The organism is Pseudomonas putida, assembly GCF_028682175.1.
Classification (GTDB): Bacteria; Pseudomonadota; Gammaproteobacteria; order Pseudomonadales; family Pseudomonadaceae; genus Aquipseudomonas; species Aquipseudomonas putida_AD.
The window spans coordinates 64200-89732 of sequence record NZ_JANHKS010000014.1; the positions used below are offsets into that span (position 1 = coordinate 64200).

Here is a 25533-nt window from a genome sequence, read left to right on the forward strand (position 1 = left end):
TGACGGCAGGGATCGGCTCCAGTTCAGTGCAGGGTGTTTTCCTACGGTATTTACCGAAAAGTTTATTGGTTCATGGCGCTCGCATACCCACCGCAGAGCCGCTGCGCTGTGCTAGGATGCGCGTCCTGCAGCGCTTTTGCGCCTCGCGGGTCAGGGGTTGCCCGTTGCAATGCCTGCCGATTTCGTACATCCAGTCACTCTGGTTCGGTCAAACGGTTGGCCTTTGGGCTCCTGCCACTGTGAGGCAGGTACACCACCGAATCGCGTACTGGCTCTATCCCAACCCACGTGACCTTTGGTAGGGGTCACCACTAGGAGAGGAGGCGCCATGCCAACTATTACTCTTCCCGACGGCAGTCAACGTTCTTTCGATCACCCGGTTTCCGTAGCCGAGGTCGCCGCATCCATTGGTGCAGGCCTGGCCAAGGCCACCGTTGCCGGCAAGGTCAACGGCCAACTGGTTGACGCCAGCGACATCATTGACGCCGACGCGAGTCTGCAAATCATCACCCCGAAGGACCAGGAAGGCGTCGAGATCATTCGTCACTCCTGCGCGCACCTTGTGGGTCACGCGGTCAAGCAGCTGTACCCGACGGCGAAAATGGTCATCGGCCCGGTGATCGATGACGGCTTCTATTACGATATCGCCTACGAGCGCCCGTTCACCCCGGATGACCTGGCAGCGATCGAGCAGCGCATGCAGCAGCTGATCGAAAAGGATTACGACGTCATCAAGAAGGTCACTCCGCGCGCCGAAGTGATCGAAGTGTTCAAGGCCCGTGGCGAAGACTACAAGCTGCGCCTGGTCGAGGACATGCCGAACGAAAAGGCCATGGGCCTCTACTACCACGAAGAATACGTCGACATGTGCCGCGGTCCGCACGTGCCGAACACCCGTTTCCTCAAGTCGTTCAAGCTGACCAAGCTGTCCGGCGCCTACTGGCGCGGCGATGCGAAGAACGAACAGCTGCAGCGTGTCTACGGCACTGCCTGGGCTGACAAGAAGCAACTGGCGGCCTACATCCAGCGTATCGAAGAAGCCGAAAAGCGCGATCACCGCAAGATCGGCAAGCGCCTGGGCCTGTTCCACACCCAGGAAGAAGCGCCGGGCATGGTGTTCTGGCATCCGAACGGCTGGACCCTGTACCAGGTGCTCGAGCAGTACATGCGCAAGACCCAGCGCGAGAACGGCTACCTGGAGATCAAGACTCCGCAGGTGGTCGATCGCTCCCTGTGGGAGAAATCCGGGCACTGGGCCAACTACGCTGAAAACATGTTCACCACCGAGTCGGAAAGCCGCGACTACGCCATCAAGCCGATGAACTGCCCTTGCCACGTGCAGGTGTTCAACCAGGGCCTGAAGAGCTACCGCGAGCTGCCGATGCGTCTGGCCGAGTTCGGTGCCTGCCACCGCAACGAGCCATCGGGTGCACTGCACGGCATCATGCGTGTGCGTGCCTTCACCCAGGACGACGCGCACATCTTCTGCACCGAAGAGCAGATGCAGGCCGAGTCCGCCGCGTTCATCAAGCTGACCATGGACGTCTACGCCGATTTCGGCTTCAAGGACATCGAGATGAAGCTCTCGACCCGTCCCGAGAAGCGCGTCGGCTCCGATGACCTGTGGGATCGCGCAGAGTCCGCACTGGCGGCCGCACTGGACAGCGCAGGCCTGCCTTACGACCTGCAACCCGGCGAAGGTGCGTTCTACGGTCCGAAAATCGAATTTTCCCTCAAGGATTGCTTGGGTCGCGTGTGGCAATGCGGTACATTGCAGCTCGATTTCAACCTGCCTATCCGTTTGGGCGCCGAATTCGTTTCGGAAGACAACGGGCGCAAGCATCCGGTCATGTTGCACCGTGCGATTCTCGGTTCCTTCGAGCGTTTCATCGGAATTCTGATCGAGCACTACGAAGGTGCATTCCCTGCGTGGCTGGCTCCAACTCAGGCAGTGATCATGAATATCACTGATAAACAGGCAGATTTTGCCCTTGAGGTGGAAAAAACACTGGCTCAAAGCGGGTTTCGTGCCAAGTCCGACTTGAGAAATGAAAAGATCGGCTTTAAAATCCGCGAGCATACGTTGCTCAAGGTTCCCTATCTCCTCGTCATCGGAGACCGGGAAGTCGAAACGCAAACTGTCGCTGTGCGTACCCGTGAAGGCGCAGACCTCGGCTCGATGCCGGTCGCCCGGTTCTCGGAGTTCCTTGCACAAGCGGTTTCCCGGCGTGGTCGCCAAGATTCGGAGTAATTATTATTAAGCGTGAAATGAGACAAGATAAACGAGCTGCACCGAAAGCCCCGATCAACGAGAATATCTCGGCACGCGAGGTTCGGTTAATTGGCGCAGACGGCGAGCAGATTGGCATCGTCTCGATTGATGAAGCGCTTCGTATAGCTGAAGAAGCGAAGTTGGATCTGGTGGAAATCTCCGCAGACGCCCAGCCACCTGTGTGTAAGGTGATGGACTACGGCAAGCACCTCTTCGAGAAGAAGAAGCAGGCCAACGAAGCGAAGAAGAACCAGAAGCAGATTCAGATTAAAGAAATCAAGTTTCGTCCAGGGACGGAGGAAGGGGATTACCAGGTAAAACTACGCAACCTGGTACGTTTCCTGAGTGACGGGGACAGGGCCAAGATTTCCTTGAGATTTCGCGGTCGTGAGATGGCCCACCAGGAGCTGGGGATGGAACTGTTGAAGCGGGTTGAAGGTGACCTGCTCGAATACGGTTCGGTCGAACAGCATCCTAAGATGGAAGGACGCCAGCTGATCATGGTCATCGCCCCGAAAAGAAAGAAATAACCCCCAGGGCACGGCAGGCCTTGCGGTTATGTTTATCAACTGAATGCGGAGTATCCGAACATGCCAAAGATGAAGACCAAAAGTGGTGCAGCTAAGCGGTTTCTGAAAACCGCGAATGGCATCAAGCACAAGCACGCTTTCAAGAGCCACATCCTGACCAAAATGTCGACCAAGCGTAAGCGTCATCTGCGCGGAAGCAGCCTGCTGCATCCGTCCGACGTGGCAAAAGTCGAGCGCATGCTGCGCCTTCGTTAATTTTGATCAAAGATAGAGGAAGTTACTCATGGCTCGTGTAAAGCGTGGCGTCATTGCCCGTAAGCGTCACAAAAAAATTCTGAAACTTGCTAAAGGCTACTACGGCGCGCGTTCACGCGTATTCCGTGTTGCCAAGCAAGCGGTAATCAAGGCAGGCCAATACGCCTACCGCGACCGTCGTCAGAAAAAACGTCAGTTCCGCGCTCTGTGGATCGCTCGTATCAACGCTGGTGCTCGCGTCAACGGCCTGTCTTACAGCCGTCTGATCGCTGGCCTGAAAAAAGCGTCGATCGAAATCGACCGTAAGGTTCTGGCTGATCTGGCAGTGAACGAAAAAGCGGCGTTTGCTGCGATTGTCGAGAAAGCTAAAGCCACTCTGGCCTAAGTCCCCGGCAATCACCGAGCTCTTCGGGGCCCGGTGTTAAACGTCATAGATAGGGGAAGAGCCTTGTAAGCTCTTCCCCTATTTCGTATCTGGAGTCTGTACATGGAAAACCTGGACGCGCTGGTCTCTCAAGCACTTGAGGCTGTGCAAAGCGCCGAAGATATCAATGCCCTGGAGCAAATCCGGGTCCACTACCTCGGCAAGAAAGGCGAACTGACTCAGGTGATGAAGACCCTGGGCAATCTGCCGGCTGAAGAGCGTCCGCAGGTCGGCGCCCTGATCAACGTTGCCAAGGAGCGTGTCACAGAGGTTCTCAATGCGCGCAAGGCGTCGTTCGAGGAAGCGGATCTTGCCGCCAAACTCGCCGCCGAGTCGATTGACGTGACCCTGCCTGGCCGCGGACAGACCACTGGCGGTCTGCACCCTGTCACCCGGACTCTGGAACGTATCGAACAGTTCTTCACCCACATCGGCTACGGCATCGCCGAAGGCCCTGAGGTCGAAGACGACTATCACAACTTCGAGGCGCTCAACATCCCAGGCCATCACCCGGCCCGGTCGATGCACGACACCTTCTATTTCAACGCCAACATGTTGCTGCGCACCCATACCTCGCCGGTACAGGTCCGCACCATGGAAGCGAACAAGCCGCCGATCCGCATCGTCTGCCCAGGCCGTGTGTATCGCAGCGACTCCGATATCACTCACTCCCCGATGTTCCACCAGGTCGAAGGCCTGCTGGTCGACCGCGAGATCAATTTCGCCGACCTGAAAGGCACCATCGAGGAGTTCCTGCGCGTGTTCTTCGAGAAAGAACTGGCAGTGCGTTTCCGTCCTTCGTATTTCCCGTTCACCGAGCCATCGGCTGAAGTCGACATGGAATGCGTGATGTGCAGTGGCAAGGGCTGCCGCGTCTGCAAGCAGACCGGCTGGCTGGAAGTCATGGGCTGCGGCATGGTGCACCCGAACGTGCTGCGCATGTCGGGGATCGACCCCGAAGAGTTCCAGGGCTTTGCCTTCGGCATGGGGGCAGAACGCCTGGCCATGCTGCGTTACGGCGTCAATGACTTGCGCCTGTTCTTCGACAACGACCTGAGGTTCCTGGCGCAATTCCGCTAGGCCTCACGCACGTCACGAATAATCAGGAGAACAGAATGAAATTCAGCGAACAATGGTTGCGCGGCTGGGTCAGCCCGCAAGTTTCCCGCGACGAGCTGGTTGCTCGTCTGTCGATGGCCGGCCTTGAGGTCGATAGCGTGACCCCGGCAGCCGGTGCATTCACCGGCGTCGTGGTCGGCGAAGTGTTGAGCACCGAGCAGCACCCGGATGCCGACAAGCTGCGCGTGTGCCAGGTCAGCAATGGTTCGGAAACCTTCCAGGTGGTGTGTGGCGCGCCAAACGTGCGCCCTGGCCTGAAGATTCCGTTCGCCATGATCGGTGCCGAACTGCCCGGCGACTTCAAGATCAAGAAAGCCAAGCTGCGTGGTGTCGAGTCCAACGGCATGCTCTGCTCCCAGGCCGAGCTGCAGGTGGGCGAGGGCAATGACGGCCTGATGGAACTGCCTGCCGATGCGCCAGTCGGTCAGGATTTCCGTGCCTGGCTGGAACTGGACGACGTCAGCATCGAGGTCGACCTGACCCCGAACCGTGGCGACTGCCTGTCCGTGGCGGGCCTGGCCCGCGAAGTCGGCGCCCTGTACGACGCTGCGGTCACCCGCCCGCAGGTGGCTGCAGTGCCAGCCGTCCACGACGAAGTGCGTTCGGTGGAAGTGCTCGCGCCGGCTGCCTGCCCGCGTTATCTGGGTCGCGTCATCCGTAACGTCGACCTGTCGCGTCCGACCCCGCTGTGGATGGTCGAGCGTCTGCGTCGTTCCGAAGTGCGCAGCATCGATGCCGCCGTCGACATCACCAACTACGTGATGCTTGAACTGGGTCAGCCTCTGCACGCCTTCGATCTCGCCGAAATCAACGGCGGCATTCGCGTGCGCATGGCCGAAGAGGGCGAGAAGCTGGTATTGCTGGACGGTCAGGAAGTCAGCCTGCGTGCCGACACCCTGGTCATTGCCGACCATCAACGTGCACTGGCCATCGCCGGCGTCATGGGCGGCGAGCACAGCGGCGTGAACACCGCGACCACTCGCGACATTTTCCTGGAAAGCGCTTTCTTCGATCAGATCGCGGTCGCTGGCAAGGCACGTTCCTACGGCCTGCACACCGATGCCTCGCACCGCTACGAGCGTGGCGTGGACTGGCAACTGGCCCGTGAAGCCATGGAGCGCGCCACTGGCCTGCTGCTGGAAATCACTGGCGGCGAAGCCGGTCCGGTCATTGAAACCGTCAGCGAGCAGCACCTGCCGTCGATTGCTCCGGTCACCCTGCGTGCCGAGCGTATCGAGCAAATGCTGGGCATGAAGATGGAAGCTGCCGAAGTCGAGCGCCTGCTCAGCGGTCTTGGCCTGGAGGTGTCTTCCCAGGCGGCGGGCGAGTGGCGCGTAGAAGTGCCAAGCCACCGCTTCGACATTTCCCTGGAAGTGGACCTGATCGAAGAGCTGGCCCGCCTGTACGGCTACAACCGTCTGCCGGTTCGTTACCCTCAGGCCCGCCTGGCTCCGCAAGCACGCTCCGAATCAAGGGGTGACCTGCCTGCACTGCGCCGCCTGCTGGTTGCGCGCGGCTACCAGGAAGCGATTACCTACAGCTTCATCGATCAGAAATGGTTCGAGCTGTTCAGCCCGGGCGTCGAGCCGCTGCTGCTGGCCAACCCGATCTCCGCTGACATGGCCGCCATGCGCTCGTCGCTGTGGCCGGGCCTGGTCAAGGCGTTGCAACACAACCTCAATCGCCAGCAGGACCGCGTGCGCCTGTTCGAAAGTGGCCTGCGTTTCGTCGGCCAACTGGAAGGTTTGAAACAAGAGCCTATGCTGGCAGGTGTGATCTGCGGCAGTCGCCTGCCGGAAGGCTGGGCGCAGGGTCGTGATGGCGTGGACTTCTTCGACGTCAAGGCTGACGTGGAAGCCGTGCTGGGCTTCAGTGGCGCACTGGATGATTTCCGTTTCGTACCGGGCAAACATCCAGCCTTGCACCCAGGCCAGACCGCCCGTATCGAGCGTGATGGCCGTGAAGTCGGCTACCTCGGCGCGATCCACCCGGAACTGGCCAAGACCCTGGGTCTGGATCGTCCGGTGTTCGTGTTCGAGCTGGTTCTGGCCGATGTGGTCGAGGGCCGTCTGCCGAAATTCCACGAACTGTCGCGCTTCCCGGAAGTGCGTCGGGACCTGGCGTTGCTGGCTGATCGCGAGGTTGCGGCCACTGCGGTAATGGACGTAATCCGTGAAAATGCAGGGCAATGGCTGACAGACCTCAGGCTATTTGATGTTTATCAGGGTAAAGGCATTGATCCGCATAGAAAAAGCCTTGCAGTTGGCTTGACCTGGCAACATCCATCGCGCACTCTTACTGACGATGAGGTAAACGCTTCGACGCAGCAAATTCTCACCTCGCTTGAGGAAAGGTTAAACGCCACGTTAAGGAAGTAGCGTATGGGGGCTCTGACGAAAGCTGAGATGGCCGAACGTCTGTACGAAGAGCTAGGCCTGAATAAACGAGAAGCCAAGGAACTGGTTGAGCTGTTCTTTGAGGAAATCAGGCACGCTCTGGAAGATAACGAGCAGGTCAAATTGTCCGGATTCGGTAATTTTGACCTGCGAGATAAACGCCAGCGACCGGGTCGAAATCCCAAGACAGGGGAAGAAATTCCGATTACAGCTCGCCGTGTGGTCACCTTTCGCCCAGGGCAGAAATTGAAGGCCCGAGTTGAGGCTTATGCTGGAACCAAGTCATAACGACGAGCTACCGCCTATTCCCGGCAAACGCTACTTCACCATTGGTGAAGTCAGCGAGCTCTGCGCGGTCAAACCGCACGTTCTGCGTTATTGGGAACAGGAATTTCCTCAGCTCAACCCGGTCAAGCGCCGCGGGAATCGCCGGTATTATCAGCGCCAGGACGTGCTGATGATCCGGCAGATCCGCGCGCTGCTTTACGATCAGGGCTTCACCATCGGCGGGGCGCGCTTGCGCCTCTCCAGCGATGAGGTCAAGGACGATTCCCTGCAATACAAGCAGCTGATACGACAGATGATTGTCGAGCTGGAAGATGTTCTGGTGGTCCTGCGCAAATAGTGCCGCGTCATCAAATACTTCCATCTTTCAAAAGCTTAGGGTATATTCCTCGACGCTTTCACAAGAAGCGAAATCAGATACACGCCTAGTCGGGGCGTAGCGCAGTCCGGTAGCGCACTAGCATGGGGTGCTAGGGGTCGAGTGTTCGAATCACTCCGTCCCGACCATATTATTCAATGACTTAGCCCAATCTTTTCAGGTTGGGCTTTTTCATGCATAGGGACTTTTGCGGGGAATCATCCCGTTTTCCTCTTCAAGATCGTCAGTGCCGGTCCTCGCGAATCGGTTGCCGATACTTTGTTTGCCTCCTCAATCAACTGCCCAAGCTCTGCGATAGAATAGTGGCTGGTGATGCTGCCGTTCCTGTGTCCAAGCAATGCCTTTCGATCTTCTTCCGTCACGCCCGCTGCACGTAACCTTCTGCCAAAGGTGTGCTTGAGGTCGTGAACCCTGATCGATCTGAACCCAGGGTGCGCCGGTGACTTGTGTTCCTTCTCCCACTTCGCCGCCGCCCGCACCCTGGCTTTCTTCCAGGCTGTGTCGTTCATCCGATGCATTGCAGTTGGCCCGTGCTCATCTGGCTGACCGTACGGGAAGACATACTGCGCATGCAGCCCACGCTGCCCGTCGATAATCCGCATTGCCACCTTGTTCATCACGACGAGCCGTTCGTCCCGGTTTTTGACGCCGGACCGCTCGTTTCGCCCGCCGAAGTCATCCGGAATCAGGAACACGCTCGTTCCCAGCTCCGGCACCCGAATTTCCCACTCCCACTTGAGTTTGCAGACTTCCTGCTCGCGGCAACCGGTGTTCACCTTGTAGAGAGCCATCCTCAACAGGTGATCCGGGATTTCCGCGAACAGAATCGACTGCTCTTCCCATGACATGGGGTAGGGCTTACGGCTCGACCTCTTTTCCTCAAGCATCGAGATCATCGGCACGCTGTCCAGCCATGGCCGCTTCTCTGCGTCTCGCCACTTCCTGTGGCACAGGTTCAAGATCCGCACGACACGCTGCAACGCGATGTTGACCGTTCGGTTCGAAACCCCTGGCTTTACCTTCCCTTTTTCAGTTTTCGTGGGCTTTTGCCGGTCACGCTTAAATGCGGCCAACGTGCCGTCGTCTATATGGGTGATCGGAAGATCGCCGATATACGGGTCCAACTGCTCGATGTGCGATGCGGACAGCGCGATCGAGGCCTGGTCCTTGAACTCCACCAAGAACCGGGTGGCCGCCTCGCGCCAAGTTCGCACCTGGCGCACACCGTAAACCTTTTCCTGCCTGAGCTTTTCCAGCCGGTGAATCAGGTACTGCTCCGCTTCCTGCCTTTCGCTTGCTCCAGTGCTTTCTTGAAGTCGCTGACCTCTGACGACCTTGTCGATGTGCCAGATTCCGTTTCTCTCGTAGAGACCGGAGATCGTTTTTCGCGCCATTTATTGACTCCTTGGCGCCCACTGCGGGGCTGATTGTTGTCCTGAATAGCGGCTTTTTCAATTGCCCGTGCGGCAATGTAGGCATCGGCCCACTCGTCCAGCTCGTGCCGGTCGAACGCAACGCCCTGTTTCCCGATTGGAAATTCCCGTACCTGGGGTCGCACGGTCTTGTTGAACTCGTCCCGGCACATGCCGAGATAGCCAGGCGCATCTCCAAACCGGATGAATCGCGGCTGGATGCTTGTCGCCTTGGCGGCTGTAGCGTTCGCCATGTAGCTACCTCCGTCCGATGATGTCGCCCGACATGGTTTTCACATTGCCAGCCACCGTGCCACAGGTGACATCGCCTGACATTGTCCCGACGTCGCCGCGTACATCACCGCACTTCACGTCGCCACTCATCGTCTTCACGCGCCCGGCATAACCACTCACCTCGACTTTCCCGGAGCCCGTTTCAACCGATTCGGCGTTACCATTCACCGTGACGCTGATAGGCCCGACCAGGGTTCCTGACTGCTCAACCCCATCGACCACGACCTTGTCGCCATTGATACTGATGCTGCGACCTGTGAAGGTGCGCCCGTCGATTGTCACGCTGGAACCGCCTGCGTTGATTTTCATGCAATAGCTCTCCCGCCCGCCGTACACCGGCAGGCATGTGGATGATGGGGAAGGGGTTAGGCTGTTTTTCTGGATGGCGGGGTCGGCGGGAATCCGAAGTGCACACGGCGCTTACCGGTGTAGCCGCATTCCTCGCACCCGCTTGCACCATGAGCGTTGTAGCCATATGAGCACGACGAACAGTCGCAGCTGCAGCCAGAGCAGCCGATGGTGGCGACGCCGATCTGCTCAACACGGCCGTCACGCAGGATTAGAAAGCTGGAGCGCCTGTCGAGACGAAAACCAGTGATCTTCTCTGCATCCTCGTACGTCGCGGATTCGCGGCGAAAGCCCCATTTGGCGGAAGGATCTTCGACGATGCGAACGACAGTTCTCATGCCGCCTCCTTGCCGCGCTGCCACCAGTGCCAGGCGCGGGCCATGAAACGATCCAGATAGCTGCCATTGCTCAGGCGTTGGGATTGGCACCAGGCCAGAGTGCAGTTGTGGTCATCGGCGTAGGCCTGTTCGAACTGATCGCGGCTGATCATGGCGTCACCTGCTGGCCTTCACGGATGACCGCTGCCCTGTTCAGCAAGGTGCTCATGGCGCGCTGGAATTGCATTCCGGTAGAGATGCAGGTGAATTTCGTCACACGATCGCCCAAAGCTGCCAAGGCTTCGCCCGGGTTTGCGATGTTGAATGCGCCGCCGCGTGGCCAGATAATTTCCTCCCATTCCCCCGTTTTCTCGTTGCGTCGGCGACCTTCCAGAAACCAGTCAGGCCCGAAACGGTAATTGAATTCGTAGTGGCTGTTTTCCAAATCCAGTTCGATCTTGTCGCGCTCAAACCAGTCGAGCACGTAGCGGTGTCGCTCGACTGTCGCTGTTTTTGGCTGGCTCATGGCTTCACCTTCTCGAAATAGAACACCACCGGCACCGCTGTCTCGACGATCAGGCCGTACGCCTTCGCGAGCCGGTAGATGGGGTGATAGAGGTTGAGGCTGTTGACGTGCCCGGCCAGCCATTCCCGCCAGGCTTCCAGCGGCATTGCGTGCTTGCTCAGGTTGCATGGGATGCAAGCCGGCATCATGTTTTCGAGGTTGTGGTTCTCAGGGTTGAGCGCCGGAACCAGCTTCGCCTTTTTGCCCCAGTTCCGCCGAACGGCGTCGTGGTGATCGGCGTGCCACTTCGGGCCCAACTCAACACCGCAGTACGCGCAATGGCCGCCGTATTTCAGGCGGATCTGCTCGCGCTCATGTTTCTTCAGGCGCACAGTTTCTCCTCGCCGCGCTCAGGCGCAGCAGGCAATGGATAGGGTGGTGAGGGGTTACTTGGCGGCAGGGTGGGAGGCGTTCCACTGCTCGAAGGCTTCTTGCGTGCTGGCGGCCGTGATCGTCTCGTCGCAGGTGTGACAGAAGGCCTTGCCCTGGCATGCGCCCACATCGTGGTGACCCTGCTTGCACGGGTTCATATGCCAGTCCTCTTCGGCGAGCGCCGCATCGAGTTCGGGATATTCCGGCCTGGCTGGAGGGTAGGCGTCCGCTGTCATCGCCTGGTCAATGGCCGCGCGCAGGTTCTCGTTGTAGTTCTCGCCGATCACACGCTCATGCGGCGTACCCATCCAGTGCCCGATGATCTCGACGCTGGTGCTGTGGTCGCCGGTGTCTGCAATCGGGGTGCTGTGATGGCGCACGTCCCAATAGTTCGCCTCGAGGGAATCGAGCCGCGCCTTGTCCTGCTCCAAATCGTCTATGCGCTGGTCTGCCTCGTTCAGGCGCTGCTGTAGGGCTGCGTTCTCGGCCTGGAGGCGGGCGACTTGCGAGTCATAGTCATCAGCGAGCACGACGATGGGCCGAAATGCTGCTTTGCACATACCCTCTACACCCGGCAAGAAGCCTTTCAACTGCCAGCGCATGACTTCCACACCTTCGCCAGCAAGCGGAGCAGGCGAGTCGATGCATTTCGGACAGGTAGGGCGTGAACCGCCCCACAGCTCTTCCGGGGTGCAGTCGCCAGCGGCGAGCGAAGCCTTTTCTTCGGCTGTCGGTGTGCAGCACTGTTCTTTTCCCTGACTCATAACCCCTCCTGCGGATACGTGCCCACTTCGCCCTGGTCGGCGACGTTGGCGGCTTGGATGATTTGGCGGGCGATGTCGCGGGCCTGCTGCGGCGTGACTGGCTCGAATGGCAGCTGGCGGAAGCTGATGACCGGGCTGCCTTCGGACGGGCTGGTGATGGTGGCGCGCACCTGGTGCTGCGCACTTGGCGATTCAGGCATGACGATATCCCTGTAACCGATTCAGGTTACTTTTCGAGATGTAACCTCTAAAGGTTACTTTTGGGTTGGATAGTTGGTTCGTTCAATGTGTTGTGTGCTGGTCGACCACTCCCGCGTATATTTACTGTCACTGAATAACGCGAGGAAACAAGGATGTGGCTTTGGAAAAACTACGTGGAATATCGGCTATCGTTGCGGAGGCAGAGGAAAGGCCAAAAGCTACTTGACGCTACGTATCCGCCCTCAGCGGACGATATGGATAACGCTTGGATGTCTGAATATGTCCGAAAGGATGACGCCCTGTTCGAATGGAAGATGCTCATCCATACCGAATATCTGAGAAACAAAGCTGATGCTTTGGATGCTCAGATGCCAGACCTCACCGATCCAGAAATGTACGGTCGTGTGGACTGGGACGACGATCCTAAGCAGCCCTATTATCTGACCGAAAAAGGCATTCGAGCTGCGCGCGAGGCTATCAGGTCGGAGGAAAAGCACAGACGTGAAGCTGTTGGTTATTGGTTCGGCATTGCTGTCGGTTTGATTGGTGCCGTGACTGGTCTGGTTTCAGCCTTCAAGTACTAAGATCAATCGCCGCAGAAGCAGTCGATGTCTTCGGCGAGATAATCGAAATCGAAGTCTTTCTGGCGGGAGCGCTGATCAGCAGACCAGGCCAACGACTTGTAATTGGGGCGGTCTTGGCGGAACACCTGGCCGAAGCGTTCTTCGGTGCCGGACCACCAGATGACTCGCGACGGGTCTTCCTGGATGGTCCGGATCAACTTCGCCTCGCTTTTCTTCCAGCACAGGTCGCAATTGCCGTAGTCCGAATCCATCCCGAGGTCGAAGGGCTGCTCAGCCCAGAATGCCGCGACATCTTCTTTCGTGACTCCAGCCACGTAGGAAGGGCAGACACTATCCCATCGCGCATTGCCGCGTTCGTTTGCGGTCATCATTCGGCTGTATCGCCGCGGCTCGTCGTAGCGAATCCCGACGATGCAATCCCACTGGTCGTACCCCAGGGCCCGCATGTGCTTTTCGCCGATCTTCACCTTTAGGTAGGCGGTGCACATGTTGTTGCTGAAGTTTGGCAGCACGGCTGGCAGGTTTTTCTCCGCTTTCCGGTACGCCTCGTAGTACTCCAGCATCATGGTGAACGGCTCACCGTTTCGGCTGGCGGTCTCGAAATCGACGAGCTTGTACCAGGGTGCGTCGTCCGGCTGGCCGTATACCCGGCACCACTCCATCCAGACGATGTTCACGTTCCAGTGCCTGGCCATCGCGTCTATGAATACCAGCGTCCTCTCGTCCTCCTTGCCGGTGTTCTGGAAGAAGGCGTGCACATCTTGCGGGAGTTTACCGTCGTGAGCATCCAGAATTTTTTTCAGCATGTCACCGCTGGTACGTCCGCCGCTGACACCGATCTGAGCCGGGCCAGTGATTTTGTAGGGGTTCATTCTGATCCTCGCCAGTGGCGTGATTCGTGGAAGTGGGGTATTGATTAGCGCTTAATCCCTGGAAAAGGAGCGCCACGGTTATGAGTGAATATGAATTGCTCGACGTTGAAGTTTTCTTCGATCAGCGACGAGGCGAGAACCGCGTGAGGCCTCTGCCAGGACAGAAATATCCTTCGACCCTCGTGGTTGAGTGCGCGAAAAGCTTTAGGGAGGCCAGCAAGGTTGGCGCGAAATTTCGTTTGCAAGTCAAAGAGAAGGAGAAGAAAACAGACGATTGCAGAGTGCACCTCTATTCGTATTACCGATGGAAGGTTCAGTCTTTGGATTGAATGCCAATTTGACCTACGCTTACCTCTCCACAGGAAGGGAGAAGGTCATGAGCGAAGCCGGAAGGTTGGTAGAAGCAATCGCAATCGATGCATTGCTCAATGCGGCTAGGTCCTTGCACGTCAACGTGGACGAGCTGTGCGAGACGGCGATAGAGTCGCTGTTGGGCCCAACAAGCACGGTATCTCCAGCGGTGGCATTGGCGATCGATGCAATAGAGAAAGCTGCAGATGCGTTGGAATATGACAATTCAGCAGGATGATTTTCAGACCTGCTTACGACTCGTCCAAAAGCCAAACCCAAATTAATTAAGGGATTTTTATGCCCAGTATTTTCAAATACTCCGAGCGTGTGTGGAGTGATCTGCTTTTGGAAGAGGGTGGTGTAAGGATCGGAACTCTGTTTGATTACAGGCGTTCCGAGCACAAGGCTGGAATATCAGACTCTGTCGAGGGAAAGAAAACCGTTTCCCATGACATAAACGCCTACAGTACGAAAGGCCGATCTGGTATTGACCACGAATCAATTAAAAGCCTAGCACCGTTCAAAATACCTCCCTCAGCCGATATCTCATTGAGAAATGTTAGATTTACAAAGGAATTCAATGCCCGAGATTGCTTCATTCATTGCACCTCATTTGCTTTAAGTCGCAATGTGCTTGAACAGTTTGGATCAGCTGACTCATGCGTAGAAATTCATAAGCCTGCTGCTTTTTATCGCCATATAACCGCCATAATTAACAGGATAACTCCAGTTCACTTCTATGGGTATCGCAAGGTGGTTTACGGCGATAGAAACGAGAAATTCAACGGGGAGGGCTTGGGGCTGCGTCCAGATCTAATTAAGGGTTTGGAATTCTCTGCTCAATGCGAAGTCAGGGCGATTTGGCTCCCAAAGAGTAGAAAGGTGATCAAGCCGTTCAACCTTAAGGACAGGTCGTTGATTAAGTTTTGCAGGCATGCTGAGTTGGAGTAGGTATGGATTTTCAACTTGGTACCGGTTTTTCGCCAGGCAACACTTTTGTACAATAGCGGGCCGCGAGGGGTGGGGACCTTACGATCACCACCTCATGCGTGGCGCCGTACTGGGCGATGGCGAGTTTCGTTGCGACCGCAGAAGCAGCGCCGCAACTGAACTGGCAGACGATACGGGATTTTGAATCGATCATGCGGGATCCTCGCCACTGGCGTGACACAAAATTGGTTTTTACAATTGCTCCGATCATCGTTTTTAAAGGATGCACGCGATGACCGAACACCGGATTTACGATGTGTACAAAGGTTTGAGAATGTGGAACTACATGACCTGCGAGAAAAACGAAGCCGGTCGTGAAACCTGGAGAATCAACGTTGAGATCAAGCGCGGTGAAGAAGTTTTGATTCCTGTGGTCCCAGGCACAGAGACATACGTTGATCGTGGGTATGCACAGATCGCGGGCAAAGCATTGGGCATGAAGCTGGTGGACGAGGCTGGAATATCCTGAGCATCAGCCTGGCACACACTCATTTTCAAGTAAGAGGAGAGGTCATGAGCGAAGGCGCAATCAATGTGCGTCAATTCCATGCACTCGACGCAGTCAGCTACAAGGCTATTAGGGAGCACCTGTGTCTGAGCGCGGATGAGTTTGATACATGGGTGACTGGGGTATACGGCGCGGGAAGCATCTATGGCTACTCGGTTTACTTCGCTTCAAACACTCCCGCGCCCATCCGTGAGAAGGTCCCAGGCTTGACGGATAAACTATTCGTTCATACGGGCCCAGTCGGTGAGTGAGCAGAGCCAGATGGCACCTTGGCTCCTCAAGGTCTATCAGACCGAGCCTGACTAGGGTTAACCCTGATAGTCGCTGCCTGACTGCTGGGCTAAAGTGCTCCCAAAAAACCGGAGCCTAGTATGAAATGTTTCATCTGTGAAGGCGCAGCAAGGATTGTTGAAGCGAGTCGCGGCATCCGTGCTTCGGACTGTTCTGATTGTGGTGCTTATCTACTCGGCGAAGCATTATTGGCCGAACAGGTGATCAACAAGCTCACGTTCAATGTTCAGAAGACGCGTGAGTGGCTGAATGAGCAACGTCGGCTTGGCATGCCAATGCCACTGCTGGCAGCCACTAACGTCTACTGGAACGAGAGCCCGTGGCCGGCTGTGTACATTGGTGGTTCGTACCCCTTGGACTGATCGCTAGGCATTGGCTTAAGGTCCGCCAATGATTTTTTGTGATTAAGGCGGCGGCTGATGCGGTGCTCTGATCAAGCAGTGACTCGCTCACCGATGACAGCCGTTGTGTAGGTGACCTCGTAGTTAAGGGTCAGCTCAAAGCGTCCGCCGCATACGTCACAGGTCATTTTCTGGTCTCTGTGGTCCTCCGACTCAAGGTGAAAGGCGGTTGCGCAGTGCGGACACTTGCACTCGTCCTGGTATTCAAAGTCCGAATCGTCGAACTCTGCTTCGGCAAACTTGGCCAGCGCCTCCGCTTTGGCTGCAGCGTCTATCTTCGCTTGGCAGGGCTTACACGTGAATCCGTCTGGACGCCACCAGGGCGTTTCAGTCAACTCTGATCGGTGGGTGCGGCAGGATTGGCAAACATCTGGCTTGCTCATGGCAATGCTCCAGGCTCAAGCCTCCGAAAGTTCGGTGGCCAAAAGGTTGGTTGAACTGCAACTGCCAGGGGCTGCCAAAGCAGACACACCCCCAAGGAGACACGGCAATGGCAGAAGAAAAGAAAGAACCGCCAAAAGAGGACGTTCCAGCTCACTCCACTGAGAAAGAGAAGGAACGGCTCAAGGACTTCAACAAGGACGGGATTCCGCCTGGTTCGTGTTGAACCAGGTGCCACATGGCCCGCCGCTGGCGAAGTTTCGAGTGGTGGGCTATACGTGGTGACCGGCATGGGGCCGGGTCAAGGAGAGAAACAATGGGTCATGGTTTCGAAGGTGAAGCAAACAACAAAGCCCTCGCTGAAGCGCTTGGCATCTCAGAGGAAGAGATTGAGCAATACGTCACGGTAGACACCAATGAAAGCGATGACGGCCTAATCTACAGCTACATCGCAACATTTCATGATTCGACGCCTAAGTCTGTGCTCGAGGCGGCTGGCGTTGGTGATGACCTAACAGTCGAGCTGAGCCCAAACGTGTTCGATGAGGAAGAGTGATTAGGCTGGCGCGATGATCTCGTCGCCAGGGTCAGCCTGAATCGCCTTCAAGCTAGCATTCGTAAAAACACGCGCCACTTCTTCGCTAATCATGATTTCGTGGCGCGGATATTTCAGGAAGTCGATCAACTCTTCATCGCTCATCAAGTCCATCTTCATGATTGCGATCTGGAGGACCTCGCTGGCGACTGGCGTGCTCCCACGCTTCCTGACCCGGCTCAGGGCCTGCTCAATACCTGGTCGGACACGGTGTCGCAGTTCCTTCTCCGCCAGCTTCTTTCGTTTCGCAGCGGCTTTCTCGTCCCGCTGCTTCTGATCCATAGCCATGAACCGGCTCCTTCAAACCGCTGGGCGGAAGGTGAATGTGTTCCTGCCGCCGGCGCTGGGCGACAAGTCTGCTGATGCGCCTCATCGACCGCCCCGCTGCAACGGATAATCCAAGCCGTACTGCTCGACGATCCTATCTACCTTCTTAGGTGCGATGCCGAGGTGCTTTGCGCAGGTCTTGCGCGACACGCCCAGGTCGCGGATGGCTGTGATGCGCTCGATCAGCTTGCGATCTGCAGCCTCATCCACAAAGCCGGGAAGCTTGAAGCCGTAGGCCTTGGCCATCCGGCGCAGCCGGTCTTTGGTGATGTCGAACTTGCGGATCACGTCTTGCTGCGTGGCGCCCTCGGCGAAGGCGTTCTTCACATCAGGCACCAGGGCCGCTTCGCGCTCGCGCTTGGCCGCCAGGGCGCTGGTGTGGCCATTGCTCCTGAATACGATCCCGTAGTTGGCGGCGATGTAGTTCAGGCGCTTCGTGCCCAGGTGCAGATCCCTGGAAGCCGCCGCGACGCCGAGGTCGATATAGGCCCTCAGCTTTTCGGCGATGGCGCGCTCGAATTCGGCAGCCTTCTCCGACTTCTGGATGTGGACTGCCTTGCTGACCTTGGCGCTCGGCACGATGCTTTCGCTGTTGAACACCTCAGGCTTGAAACGGGTGATCTCCAGGCGCTGGATCACACCGCCGCGGCGCTCAAAGTCGGCCATGGCCTCGGCCAGGCGCGCCGACTCGGCCCGGTTGTGTTGGATGCTGCTGAGTTCGAGGCTGATCATGCTGCAATCCCCAGTACTCGATTCATGCGCTCATCGAGGATCTCGTAGAAGGTAGTGACGCGCTCGGCGAGCTTGCGGATCATTACCTCGTCGCGGTAGGCCCGCTTGATGAAAAGCGGCATGCCGGGCCAGTAACAGACGAAGTCGATCCACTCACGCTCGGAAACCCAAAGGCCGCCTTGGCACTGGGCGACGTGCTCTTTTGGGATCTCGCCGCCGAGGATTACCTCGACCTGCAGCTTGGGTAGCTTGGTCTTGATCTCAGTCAGGCCGACGGCGCCGATCAACGAGTCAGGCGAGTAACCGATGCCATGGTTCAGGATGATGCCCACCTGCTCGGCCTTCACGTCCTCTCGGGCCTCGTACAGGCCGCGCGCAATGCCTTCGTACTCATGGCCGCGTTCGGTGTGCCGGTTGCCTTGGAAAGTGTCCGCAGCCTCGCCGGTGATGCGCTCGCCGATCAGCGTGTTCATGTAGGTGAACGCACCGGCGCCGAATCCGGCCTCGCCCTTACCGTTGACCAGCAGGCTCTCGAGCTCAGAGCAGGTCACGATGCCCAGGCGCAGATCAAGCCAGGCTTGGGTTCCCTGCGCCACGTCACTGATGATTCGCATTTTCTGCCTCCGCTTTCGCTGCTGATTTGGTGAGCTGACCCAATACGCGGTCGAAGTCAGCCTTGGCGACATCCGCCGTCGTGCCGTACATGCCAGCAAAGGCTCCCTTGGCCTTTTCGCTGCACTTATCGAGCAGCGCCTGAAGCTGGCGTGCCTGGTTCTCCGTAATGGCGGGTGGTACCTCTGCAGCCTGACCGTCATCATCCTGATCGCGCGAATCGCCTGTCGTGATGTTGAGCAGGGCGCACATCACGTAGCGCTTTCCGTATGTGGTGGATGAACCCACTGCCTGCACCGCGTTGCGCCCCTTGCCGATATCCAGCGGCAGCAACATGGTCGTCTGTTCGCGATGACCTTCGCGGTGCATCAGAATGCCGGTCACGTTCACGCCAGCGGCGACGTGCTCAACCTTGAAGCTGATCGCGAAGCCATGGATCTGCATGATCGGCTTGAGTTTCACGTTGATGTCGTCGAGCGTGGCGTAGGTCTTGTCGGTGTGCTCGTTGAGCGCGCCGTGGGCGACGGTGGGAATCTCGCACTGCATCTGTGCCATGGCTGCGTTGAAGGCCGCTTCTGCGGTCTTCGCCTGCATGCGCTCATGCATGGCCAGCAACCGCTCCATTTTTTCGATATCGCAGGTTGGGTCGGCAGCAGCCCGGCTGATCACTGCCATGATGCTGTTGTCGCTTGAAATCGGCGCAACCACTTGGCGGCGCTGCTCCGGCATTATGATTTCGGTGGACATGGCGCCCTCCTCAGAAGTTGATGGTGACGTGAGGTACTTCGCGGCGTGCAATCTTCAGCACGATGGCCTTGGCCAACTCCTCGGTAATATTCAGCGACATCAGAGCCTCCTTTGCCGCGCCCATGATCTTGATCTGGTGCGCTTTGTCGGCCTCGCGAGCTGCCTTCTGGCGGAGAGCCTCCGCCGCCTCAGCCTCCTGACGGGCAATCTCGTCCAAGCGGGCGCGTTCAACGGCTTCGGCTTGGCGGCGCTCGGCTGCGGCGGCCTCATCTTTGGCTCGCTGCTCAGCAGCAGCGCGATCAGCCTCGGCCTGGATCCTTTGGCGCTCCGCCTGCTCAGCGGCAAGCTTCAGTTGCAGAGCTTGTTTCGCTGCGGCTGCCTCGGCATCGCGTGCAGCCTGTTCGGCGGCGCGCTGCTGGGCGGCGGCTTGGTCTTTCAGGTCCTGCTCGCGCTTGGCGGCTGCCGCCAGTTCGGCAGCGGCACGCTCGTCGGCTTCGCGCTGGGCCTTTTCGGCGGCCGCGCGGGCAATGGCGGCGTCACGTTCCTGCTGCTCGCGCTCTGCCTTCTCTGCGTTGAATTTGGCGATCTCGGCCAGTTCTGCTTCGTGCTTGGTCCGGTCAGCCAGCAAGGTGCGCAACGTGGCCAACGAGCGGTCCTTAACCTGAGCAGCCTCCGGTAGGAACTCTTCCCAGTTTTCGCCGAGTTTGACCATCTCCAGATCGGCAATGGCCTGGGCGACATGCGCTGCTGTTGGCGTTTCGGTGAAGACGGCAAGGTCTTTCATCTGCTGGATTGCGTCGTTGTGAGCGTCGACTCGCGCATCTTCGGCCTTTTCCCAGTCCGTCAGCGGCTGCCGCGTGGCGTCCCGCAGAGCGTCCATGCGAGTCACGAAATCTCGCAGCTCTGCCTCGACGACCTTGGGCATTTCTTTGAGGCGTTTCAGGTAGTCCCGGCCAGGCTTCTCCACCGCCGCCTTCGACTTGCTGACCTTGGCCGCCAGGCTGGCGATACGCTCGCGCCCCTTGCGAGTGGTCAGGTCCGGAACCTCGCCGGTGACCTCAGCCTTCACGGCTTCGAGGAACTGGTTCAGGCCGCCGGCGACGTAGATGACTGGCGCGTTGTCGACGCTGATGTTGTCGATGGTGATGACTTGCTGAGCTGCAGACATGATTGCTCCATGCGCCATGCCGTTACCGGGGCGCTGCGGTTGAATGGGTAGGGGTGGATCAGTGCGGTGCGTATGCGCTGGCGATCATCCAGGCAGTGCAGAGCAGAAGAGTGATGAGGCTGCCGCGCCAGAATGCCCAGCGGCGGGCTTGCTGGCGGCTCATTGCCGAGGTCTCACGCTTATCCGGCCGGCTTTGATCGCCGCAACCAGCTTGGGCGGTAGATGCGCAACCGGCAGCTCGCGGGGCAGGCCGGCATTGATGATCGCCAGGCTGCGTTCAATATCAGCGATCTGCTCGTCGACCAGGGATGGAACTACTGGAGTGGTCATGCCACACCTCCGTGCAGTTGGTGCAGGCCGCCCAGCTTGCGGGCCATGCCAGCCTGGTGAATAGCGCGGCGCCGGATCAGCACCGCATCGGCGGCCAGTTGCTCGAACTCTTCGACCTGGCGCTCGTCGATGAAGCCCTGCGCGTAATTGGCCTGGATCATCCCTTGGCAGAACTCGCTGCTGGGGTAGTCTGAGGCTCGGATCTGCGCTATCTGCCGCTCAATCATCGTCACGGCGGCTTGCTGATGGCGGCTCATGCTGCCCACCGTCCGGTCTTGGCTGCGTCGATCTGGCGCCACAGCTCGGCCTCGATTTCCTCGGCGTACTGCTCAGCAGCGGCGGCGCAACCATTGGCGCCCAAGTCGATAGCCACGCCGTCATCGTCGTAGGTATTGCCGGACCAGACTTCGAACTCCAGCTCGCGGTAGCCGTTGTGGTCCCAGTCGCTGGACCAGGTGCCCGGCGAAGGCTTCACGTCAACGATGGTGGTGATGAACACCGCGAGGACAAACTCCTCGATGATCACTTCGTAAGTCATGGTCGCCTCCGTGGCGAGCTGATTGACCGCATTAGCCAGATGCCAGGCGCGGGTGACCAAACCCAGCCAACGACGACTGGCCTGGCACCTGCTGATGCGGTCGGGGAGTAGGGTTATTCGGAGCGCGCAAGCAACATCGCGTCCGCCATCTTGTAGGCGGCCTTGGCGGTGTCGTATTCGCAGCCACCAAGCCCAAGCAAGGCAGGATGTCCTGAGGTCGAGATCATTGCCTGCAATGCTTTGATGGCGATGTAGTCGCGGACGGGCAGACCGAAGCAGCTCCCGTGACCTCCGTATTCGTTTGCGCCCAGAGGAAAGGCAGGCTCCTTGCCAAAGTCTGTTGCGTGGCATTCGAAGCACACACCGCCTGACTGCTCTGACTCTTCAATCAGGCTGTGACACTTGTTGCACGACCCAAAGCGCTCGGGATCCGGTGGCTGAAAGTTCATGCCGCCTCCGGCCAGTGGCGTTCAATGCTCTCTTTGGCATACGGAGACAGGCGCGAATAGTCGTTCACCGATCCGCAGCCTGGCATGGTTCCTTCAAGCTCGACACAGGCGCGGATGTCGCAGCGGCGCGAGCAGACCCAGCCGCCGTAGTGGCAGCGATGGACTTCACCTTTCGGCTCGGGGTGATAGGCGAGGCCGGCTTTCCATGATGGTGAGCCGCGCAGCTTGAGTCCGCAGCCTCTGCAAACCGCTTGGGTATCCGTGCAACTGTGCATCTCAATCTCCTTGCTGATTGACCAAACACACTCAGCTACCCCTTCAAGAACGCAAACGGCCAAGTGGCAGCGGAGAAGGGGTAGGTGGGCATGTTCGGAGGGGGGGGGTGGGGTGCAGATGGTCAGGCGCTACCCTGACGCTCATTTTTTCGACTCAGCATGACCTGGCCGCCGCTGGTGCTACTCCGGCCTAAGCCAGACGAGCTGAGCACTTCCAGTTGTGCGCTGCTTGCGCTTCATCTGCTTCCGCATGTGCGGGCGCTGTTCCAATATGCTGCGAGGGTTGGGCCTACCTTCCGGCCAATGCGCGGTGACATCGACGGCCCTGCTGTCCGCTGCCTGTCCGGGTGTTGGGCGCCGCCTTCAGGCTTACGGCACCACGCAGGTGAATCGGTTACTGGTACATGGCTGCAAATCCTCCATGTCAGGTGTCAGCTGCGGGAACGTCCTCTGGCAGCCGGAGCAGGGGGCCGCTTTCGCGGTGTGGACTCATCCGCATCCCACTGCGCACTCTGTGAATGCGCAGGAGGATGGTTCAGCCAATGACGATTGGATTCGCAAAGGCGTAATCCATGGCCTCCTGATTTGCTTGTTCGCTGTCGAGGAAGCGAATTGCCCATGGCATCAGTGTCTGCACCGTGCCGTCAGGCATTTCAACGATTGCCACGCTAAAGTTACCGGGCCCGTTTTCGAACTCTTCGTACTCAACGCCCCATCCGTGAAACTTGCCTTCGGCAGCATCTTCGATGCCCGTGCGCCTGCCGCTGTTGTCGTGCACACCTTTCATTGTCATTACTGGTCGCATCGTTTTGCCTCCGTTGATTTACAATGCCGCCTCATAGAAGCGGCATCAGTAAATCGATCAGGCGGTCAGTGCTTTCAGTTTTTCGCGGCAGTCACGCACCTCGGCGGCGCAGCGTTGCGCTTCAGCCTTGTCACCTTTGCGAAGCGCCTGCCTTGCCCAGTGCGTCCAATCTGCGATGAAGCCTTCAAGGTCAGCGATGAGCGCTTGCTGGGTGCTGACGAACTGGCCTTTGTCGTTGCGAATGGTCATTGCGAATCCCTCCGGTTGATTTCCCGTCAGCCCCTCGTGAGAAGGGCTGCCAGTGAAATCTGTTTACCTCTGGCACCGCGTAGCGGGTCATTCACTCGGTTCGAGCATTTCGCTCTAGTCAGCCGTCGAGGTGCGCCTCGCGTTGGTAGCCTTTCGGGGCTATCTGATCTCCGGTCGCCGTAGAGGCGGTGCCGTCTTTGTTCGTATTGCGCTGGTTGTTAAAGAGCGGTTCGGAGCGGTGTGTCGCTGCGATGTGTGAAATATGCACTCGTGCAATTAAGCTGTCAATGCACTGGTGCATAAATAATTTCAGAAATATTCCTCTTGCCCGTCAGAATACTCGTCAATTACTGTATGGATATACAGCAAACAAGGGAGGTAACCATGGTGCAGCAAAGCAGGAAAAAGGAAGTAGTACCGAAGCCCATCACCGGGATGGAGCGGCTCACTATGCGCGTGTCGTCGATGATCAACCACCCGATTGCCCAGGAGCGCAGGGAGGTCAGGATTCATCGGCTGGATACGGACGGGGAGAGGGAGTGGTCAGAAATTCTAGAGGCGCTGTCAGAAACTGACGCGATTGAGATGACGCTCAACGACGAGGACGAATCCATCACGCTGCGCTGGGTAGCGCCCGCGGATGATGATCGTCAGGAGGTCAAGGAGGAGACGGAAGAAGAGGCCGAGGCGCCTTTCTGATGTGCGGGGTTAAATAAGTCTTTATGTTTAGAAATCTCTGACACTGTTTTTACATACAGAGTACTGTTCCCATATACAGCATTGAGAGTCGGAACCAAAAAAAATTGCCCAAATGCAAAAAAATGCTGTCCAGATGACCAGTTAAAAGCTATAAAACGGGCGTGTGGGTGCGTGGGCGCGACCCTTTTTGAGGACCACGTTCGTGACGTCGCAGGAATGCTGGCTAAGACCGAGCGCAGCGACAGCAACTTAGGGAGAAGTATCACATGTTGGAGACTGCCATGGCGCACACTAAAAAAACGGGTAAAAATATGAAATCGTGGGATACACTCGCATCGTTGAACCACGGTCGTCGAAGCTATTCGACTCACTCAAAGCTCGTGAATAATGCTTTTCTAGTTGTATTTGCTCAGTACGAGCGTGCATTCGAAGAGCTATCTAAGGTTTGACGAATGTCAGATGTATTGCTGAGATCTATTAACTGGCTAAGCGAGACTGATATAGCTTCGCTTAATAATAACCTTATTGATGCTCAGACTCCAAGTGAACCTATTGGAGTTCTGAGCCTGTCTGGGCTTTCGTCAGCCCAAAGCCGCGCGATCCAATACCAGCACTACACCTCTGCGAACGATATATTTATATTGGGAGCAGTCTTTTCTGAGGCGCTTGTTCAGAATCATCCTTTTTTTAATGCTAACAAGCGCACTGCGGCGGCTGCTGTCATGGTGTTTTTGTTAATCAATGGGATGATGTTGAAAGCTCCATGGGAACAGGTAGTTGATATGTTTGAAGGGTTGGCAAAGCATGTTTATGATATTGATGATTTCACCTGCTGGCTAAAGCATTGGAGTGTTAAGTTTGATGTTTCCAAGCTTGATGAGCTTGCGGAAGAAGCATATAACAATAATAAAACTTTAAAAGATAAATTTCACAAAACTTGAGTTCAGGGGAACGTAGTAATGGACAGGGAACTGGTAGAGTCCATCCATCTACACTTGGTAGATCATTTTGCAGGGTCCGAGGACCCATTAGAGCCTTGTGGAGTCAAAGATTATAATCTTTTAGAGTCAGCTTGCGCCCGCCCTTTCATGACTGCTAATGGTAAAGACTTGTATTCTTCTGATTATCAGAAAGGCGCGGTTATTTTTCATGGAATCATTTCCAATCATTGTTTCTACAATGGAAATAAGCGCACTGCACTTTTAAGTGCTTTATACTACCTTGGTGAAAATAATATCTGGGTGGATGTCTGTAACGATGATGAGATGTATGAATTTACTAGGCAGGTCGCTGCTCACGAAATCACCGAAGACCGGGCTGATGAGGTTCAGCATATCGTTGATTGGCTAGAACGGAATTCCCGACGCATCGTAAAGTCTGACAAACATCTGTCGTACAACGAATTGAGGGAGATCTTGATCCGGTTTGGCTTCGATCTATCCGAGAAAAATGGATTGATCGAGATTCGTAAAGATGGGAAGTTCTACACAACTATCCTAAAAAAAGGCAAGCAAGGTAGAGAAGAGTACGATCCTCCGTATTTGTCAGGTCTTCGCAAAAGACTGGGCTTGACCGTGGACCAAGGAGTTGACTCTGGACGATTCTATGGTGAAAAAGGAGTATCGCCAGAGCTAAACGAGTATATGCAAATTCGAGGAGATGTATTCAGAAGGCTTGCGTCTACCTGAATATGTAC

Annotated in this window: 40 protein-coding genes and 1 tRNA gene; 19 read left to right on the top strand and 22 right to left on the bottom strand. The window is 57.1% G+C overall.

Features of this window, described 5'->3' with window-relative positions; translation table 11 throughout:
- The first annotated feature begins 328 nt into the window (after positions 1-328).
- The 9 genes from thrS to NPS29_RS12415 all read left to right on the top strand — a co-directional run bounded on the left by thrS (position 329) and on the right by NPS29_RS12415 (position 7788).
- The gene (gene thrS / locus NPS29_RS12375) at positions 329-2251 is read left to right on the top strand and encodes a threonine--tRNA ligase (RefSeq protein WP_274132876.1); all 1923 of its coding nucleotides are present in this window, start codon (positions 329-331) and stop codon (positions 2249-2251) included.
- A complete protein-coding gene (gene infC, locus NPS29_RS12380) occupies positions 2251-2802 on the top strand; it encodes a translation initiation factor IF-3 (protein WP_274132985.1) in 552 nt (183 codons plus the stop codon). The genes thrS and infC overlap by 1 nt, the downstream gene beginning before the upstream one ends.
- Before the next feature lie 60 nt (positions 2803-2862).
- Complete coding sequence (rpmI, locus tag NPS29_RS12385; RefSeq protein WP_274132877.1) at positions 2863-3057, top strand: 50S ribosomal protein L35; 195 nt, start codon at positions 2863-2865, stop codon at positions 3055-3057.
- A gap of 28 nt (positions 3058-3085) precedes the next feature.
- On the top strand, positions 3086-3442 hold the full coding sequence (gene rplT / locus NPS29_RS12390) for a 50S ribosomal protein L20 (RefSeq protein WP_045184205.1): 357 nt from the start codon (positions 3086-3088) through the stop codon (positions 3440-3442).
- Between the two features lie 102 nt (positions 3443-3544).
- Positions 3545-4561, top strand: a complete 1017-nt coding sequence (gene pheS, locus NPS29_RS12395; protein WP_274132878.1) for a phenylalanine--tRNA ligase subunit alpha — start codon at positions 3545-3547, stop codon at positions 4559-4561.
- 35 nt (positions 4562-4596) lie between these two features.
- The gene (gene pheT, locus NPS29_RS12400) at positions 4597-6978 is read left to right on the top strand and encodes a phenylalanine--tRNA ligase subunit beta (protein WP_274132879.1); all 2382 of its coding nucleotides are present in this window, start codon (positions 4597-4599) and stop codon (positions 6976-6978) included.
- Positions 6979-6981: 3 nt separating this feature from the next.
- On the top strand, positions 6982-7284 hold the full coding sequence (ihfA, locus tag NPS29_RS12405; protein ID WP_002553164.1) for an integration host factor subunit alpha: 303 nt from the start codon (positions 6982-6984) through the stop codon (positions 7282-7284).
- Positions 7265-7621, top strand: coding sequence for a MerR family transcriptional regulator (locus NPS29_RS12410; RefSeq protein ID WP_274132880.1), 357 nt, complete (start codon positions 7265-7267; stop codon positions 7619-7621). Before ihfA ends, NPS29_RS12410 begins: the two co-directional genes overlap by 20 nt.
- Positions 7622-7711: 90 nt before the next feature.
- A tRNA-Pro gene (locus NPS29_RS12415) sits at positions 7712-7788 on the top strand.
- Positions 7789-7857: 69 nt separating this feature from the next.
- Here NPS29_RS12415 and NPS29_RS12420 read toward each other — a convergent pair.
- The 8 genes from NPS29_RS12420 to NPS29_RS12460 all read right to left on the bottom strand — a co-directional run bounded on the left by NPS29_RS12420 (position 7858) and on the right by NPS29_RS12460 (position 11932).
- Positions 7858-9054, bottom strand: coding sequence for a tyrosine-type recombinase/integrase (locus NPS29_RS12420; RefSeq protein ID WP_337993890.1), 1197 nt, complete (start codon positions 9052-9054; stop codon positions 7858-7860).
- Positions 9055-9330: 276 nt separating this feature from the next.
- On the bottom strand, positions 9331-9675 hold the full coding sequence (locus NPS29_RS12430) for a hypothetical protein (protein ID WP_274132882.1): 345 nt from the start codon (positions 9673-9675) through the stop codon (positions 9331-9333).
- Between the two features lie 56 nt (positions 9676-9731).
- Positions 9732-10052, bottom strand: a complete 321-nt coding sequence (locus NPS29_RS12435; protein ID WP_274132883.1) for a hypothetical protein — start codon at positions 10050-10052, stop codon at positions 9732-9734.
- Positions 10049-10204 (bottom strand): hypothetical protein, encoded by a 156-nt coding sequence (locus NPS29_RS12440; RefSeq protein ID WP_274132884.1) that lies wholly within the window; start codon positions 10202-10204, stop codon positions 10049-10051. Before NPS29_RS12440 ends, NPS29_RS12435 begins: the two co-directional genes overlap by 4 nt.
- Positions 10201-10557, bottom strand: coding sequence for a hypothetical protein (locus tag NPS29_RS12445; protein ID WP_274132885.1), 357 nt, complete (start codon positions 10555-10557; stop codon positions 10201-10203). Before NPS29_RS12445 ends, NPS29_RS12440 begins: the two co-directional genes overlap by 4 nt.
- On the bottom strand, positions 10554-10928 hold the full coding sequence (locus NPS29_RS12450) for an HNH endonuclease (protein WP_274132886.1): 375 nt from the start codon (positions 10926-10928) through the stop codon (positions 10554-10556). The genes NPS29_RS12445 and NPS29_RS12450 overlap by 4 nt, the downstream gene beginning before the upstream one ends.
- A 54-nt stretch (positions 10929-10982) precedes the next feature.
- Positions 10983-11732, bottom strand: a complete 750-nt coding sequence (locus NPS29_RS12455) for a hypothetical protein (RefSeq protein WP_274132887.1) — start codon at positions 11730-11732, stop codon at positions 10983-10985.
- Positions 11729-11932 (bottom strand): hypothetical protein, encoded by a 204-nt coding sequence (locus tag NPS29_RS12460; protein ID WP_274132888.1) that lies wholly within the window; start codon positions 11930-11932, stop codon positions 11729-11731. The genes NPS29_RS12455 and NPS29_RS12460 overlap by 4 nt, the downstream gene beginning before the upstream one ends.
- Positions 11933-12202: 270 nt before the next feature.
- On the opposite strand from NPS29_RS12460, the gene NPS29_RS12465 reads away from it, so the two are divergent.
- Positions 12203-12517 (top strand): hypothetical protein, encoded by a 315-nt coding sequence (locus NPS29_RS12465; protein WP_274132889.1) that lies wholly within the window; start codon positions 12203-12205, stop codon positions 12515-12517.
- A gap of 2 nt (positions 12518-12519) precedes the next feature.
- Here the strand turns inward: NPS29_RS12465 and NPS29_RS12470 are convergent, their stop codons facing one another.
- Positions 12520-13389: a hypothetical protein gene (locus NPS29_RS12470; RefSeq protein ID WP_274132891.1), complete on the bottom strand. Its 870-nt coding sequence runs from the start codon at positions 13387-13389 to the stop codon at positions 12520-12522.
- Positions 13390-13469: 80 nt separating this feature from the next.
- Between NPS29_RS12470 and NPS29_RS12475 the strand changes: the two genes are divergently transcribed.
- From NPS29_RS12475 to NPS29_RS12495, 5 genes are all read left to right on the top strand, one after another.
- Positions 13470-13718 (top strand): hypothetical protein, encoded by a 249-nt coding sequence (locus NPS29_RS12475; RefSeq protein ID WP_274132893.1) that lies wholly within the window; start codon positions 13470-13472, stop codon positions 13716-13718.
- 47 nt (positions 13719-13765) lie between these two features.
- Entirely contained in the window at positions 13766-13978 is a 213-nt protein-coding gene (locus NPS29_RS12480; protein WP_274132894.1) for a hypothetical protein, read from the top strand.
- Positions 13979-14037: 59 nt separating this feature from the next.
- Entirely contained in the window at positions 14038-14691 is a 654-nt protein-coding gene (locus NPS29_RS12485; RefSeq protein ID WP_274132895.1) for a hypothetical protein, read from the top strand.
- A 271-nt stretch (positions 14692-14962) separates the two neighbouring features.
- Positions 14963-15199, top strand: a complete 237-nt coding sequence (locus NPS29_RS12490) for a hypothetical protein (RefSeq protein ID WP_274132896.1) — start codon at positions 14963-14965, stop codon at positions 15197-15199.
- Between the two features lie 410 nt (positions 15200-15609).
- Positions 15610-15891: a hypothetical protein gene (locus NPS29_RS12495; RefSeq protein WP_274132897.1), complete on the top strand. Its 282-nt coding sequence runs from the start codon at positions 15610-15612 to the stop codon at positions 15889-15891.
- Between the two features lie 71 nt (positions 15892-15962).
- On the opposite strand, the gene NPS29_RS12500 is transcribed toward NPS29_RS12495, so the two are convergent.
- Positions 15963-16313: a hypothetical protein gene (locus tag NPS29_RS12500; RefSeq protein ID WP_274132898.1), complete on the bottom strand. Its 351-nt coding sequence runs from the start codon at positions 16311-16313 to the stop codon at positions 15963-15965.
- A gap of 314 nt (positions 16314-16627) precedes the next feature.
- On the opposite strand from NPS29_RS12500, the gene NPS29_RS12505 reads away from it, so the two are divergent.
- Positions 16628-16867 (top strand): hypothetical protein, encoded by a 240-nt coding sequence (locus NPS29_RS12505; RefSeq protein WP_274132899.1) that lies wholly within the window; start codon positions 16628-16630, stop codon positions 16865-16867.
- Here the strand turns inward: NPS29_RS12505 and NPS29_RS12510 are convergent, their stop codons facing one another.
- The 12 genes from NPS29_RS12510 to NPS29_RS12565 all read right to left on the bottom strand — a co-directional run bounded on the left by NPS29_RS12510 (position 16868) and on the right by NPS29_RS12565 (position 23138).
- Positions 16868-17194 (bottom strand): hypothetical protein, encoded by a 327-nt coding sequence (locus NPS29_RS12510; protein ID WP_274132900.1) that lies wholly within the window; start codon positions 17192-17194, stop codon positions 16868-16870. It abuts the gene before it with no gap.
- A gap of 81 nt (positions 17195-17275) precedes the next feature.
- Positions 17276-17965, bottom strand: a complete 690-nt coding sequence (locus NPS29_RS12515) for a hypothetical protein (protein WP_274132901.1) — start codon at positions 17963-17965, stop codon at positions 17276-17278.
- Positions 17962-18579, bottom strand: a complete 618-nt coding sequence (locus NPS29_RS12520) for a lambda exonuclease family protein (RefSeq protein WP_274132902.1) — start codon at positions 18577-18579, stop codon at positions 17962-17964. Before NPS29_RS12520 ends, NPS29_RS12515 begins: the two co-directional genes overlap by 4 nt.
- Positions 18563-19324 carry an ERF family protein gene (locus tag NPS29_RS12525; protein ID WP_274132903.1) on the bottom strand — a complete coding sequence of 254 codons (762 nt, stop codon included), beginning with the start codon at positions 19322-19324 and terminating at the stop codon, positions 18563-18565. The genes NPS29_RS12520 and NPS29_RS12525 overlap by 17 nt, the downstream gene beginning before the upstream one ends.
- Before the next feature lie 10 nt (positions 19325-19334).
- Positions 19335-20492 carry a hypothetical protein gene (locus tag NPS29_RS12530; protein WP_274132904.1) on the bottom strand — a complete coding sequence of 386 codons (1158 nt, stop codon included), beginning with the start codon at positions 20490-20492 and terminating at the stop codon, positions 19335-19337.
- Between the two features lie 159 nt (positions 20493-20651).
- Entirely contained in the window at positions 20652-20822 is a 171-nt protein-coding gene (locus tag NPS29_RS12535) for a hypothetical protein (RefSeq protein ID WP_274132905.1), read from the bottom strand.
- Positions 20819-21079, bottom strand: coding sequence for a hypothetical protein (locus tag NPS29_RS12540; protein WP_274132906.1), 261 nt, complete (start codon positions 21077-21079; stop codon positions 20819-20821). Before NPS29_RS12540 ends, NPS29_RS12535 begins: the two co-directional genes overlap by 4 nt.
- Positions 21076-21360 (bottom strand): hypothetical protein, encoded by a 285-nt coding sequence (locus tag NPS29_RS12545; RefSeq protein ID WP_274132907.1) that lies wholly within the window; start codon positions 21358-21360, stop codon positions 21076-21078. The genes NPS29_RS12540 and NPS29_RS12545 overlap by 4 nt, the downstream gene beginning before the upstream one ends.
- 113 nt (positions 21361-21473) lie before the next feature.
- On the bottom strand, positions 21474-21809 hold the full coding sequence (locus tag NPS29_RS12550; RefSeq protein WP_274132908.1) for a hypothetical protein: 336 nt from the start codon (positions 21807-21809) through the stop codon (positions 21474-21476).
- The gene (locus NPS29_RS12555; protein ID WP_274132909.1) at positions 21806-22084 is read right to left on the bottom strand and encodes a hypothetical protein; all 279 of its coding nucleotides are present in this window, start codon (positions 22082-22084) and stop codon (positions 21806-21808) included. Before NPS29_RS12555 ends, NPS29_RS12550 begins: the two co-directional genes overlap by 4 nt.
- Positions 22085-22619: 535 nt before the next feature.
- The gene (locus tag NPS29_RS12560; RefSeq protein WP_274132910.1) at positions 22620-22871 is read right to left on the bottom strand and encodes a hypothetical protein; all 252 of its coding nucleotides are present in this window, start codon (positions 22869-22871) and stop codon (positions 22620-22622) included.
- A 75-nt stretch (positions 22872-22946) separates the two neighbouring features.
- Positions 22947-23138: a hypothetical protein gene (locus NPS29_RS12565; RefSeq protein WP_274132911.1), complete on the bottom strand. Its 192-nt coding sequence runs from the start codon at positions 23136-23138 to the stop codon at positions 22947-22949.
- 384 nt (positions 23139-23522) lie between these two features.
- On the opposite strand from NPS29_RS12565, the gene NPS29_RS12570 reads away from it, so the two are divergent.
- The 3 genes from NPS29_RS12570 (at position 23523) to NPS29_RS12580 (ending at position 25525) form a co-directional block, all read left to right on the top strand.
- Positions 23523-23837 carry a DUF1654 domain-containing protein gene (locus NPS29_RS12570; protein WP_274132912.1) on the top strand — a complete coding sequence of 105 codons (315 nt, stop codon included), beginning with the start codon at positions 23523-23525 and terminating at the stop codon, positions 23835-23837.
- A gap of 452 nt (positions 23838-24289) precedes the next feature.
- Positions 24290-24778 (top strand): type II toxin-antitoxin system death-on-curing family toxin, encoded by a 489-nt coding sequence (locus NPS29_RS12575; RefSeq protein ID WP_274132914.1) that lies wholly within the window; start codon positions 24290-24292, stop codon positions 24776-24778.
- Positions 24779-24796: 18 nt separating this feature from the next.
- Positions 24797-25525 carry a type II toxin-antitoxin system death-on-curing family toxin gene (locus tag NPS29_RS12580; RefSeq protein ID WP_274132915.1) on the top strand — a complete coding sequence of 243 codons (729 nt, stop codon included), beginning with the start codon at positions 24797-24799 and terminating at the stop codon, positions 25523-25525.
- The last annotated feature ends 8 nt before the right edge of the window (positions 25526-25533 follow it).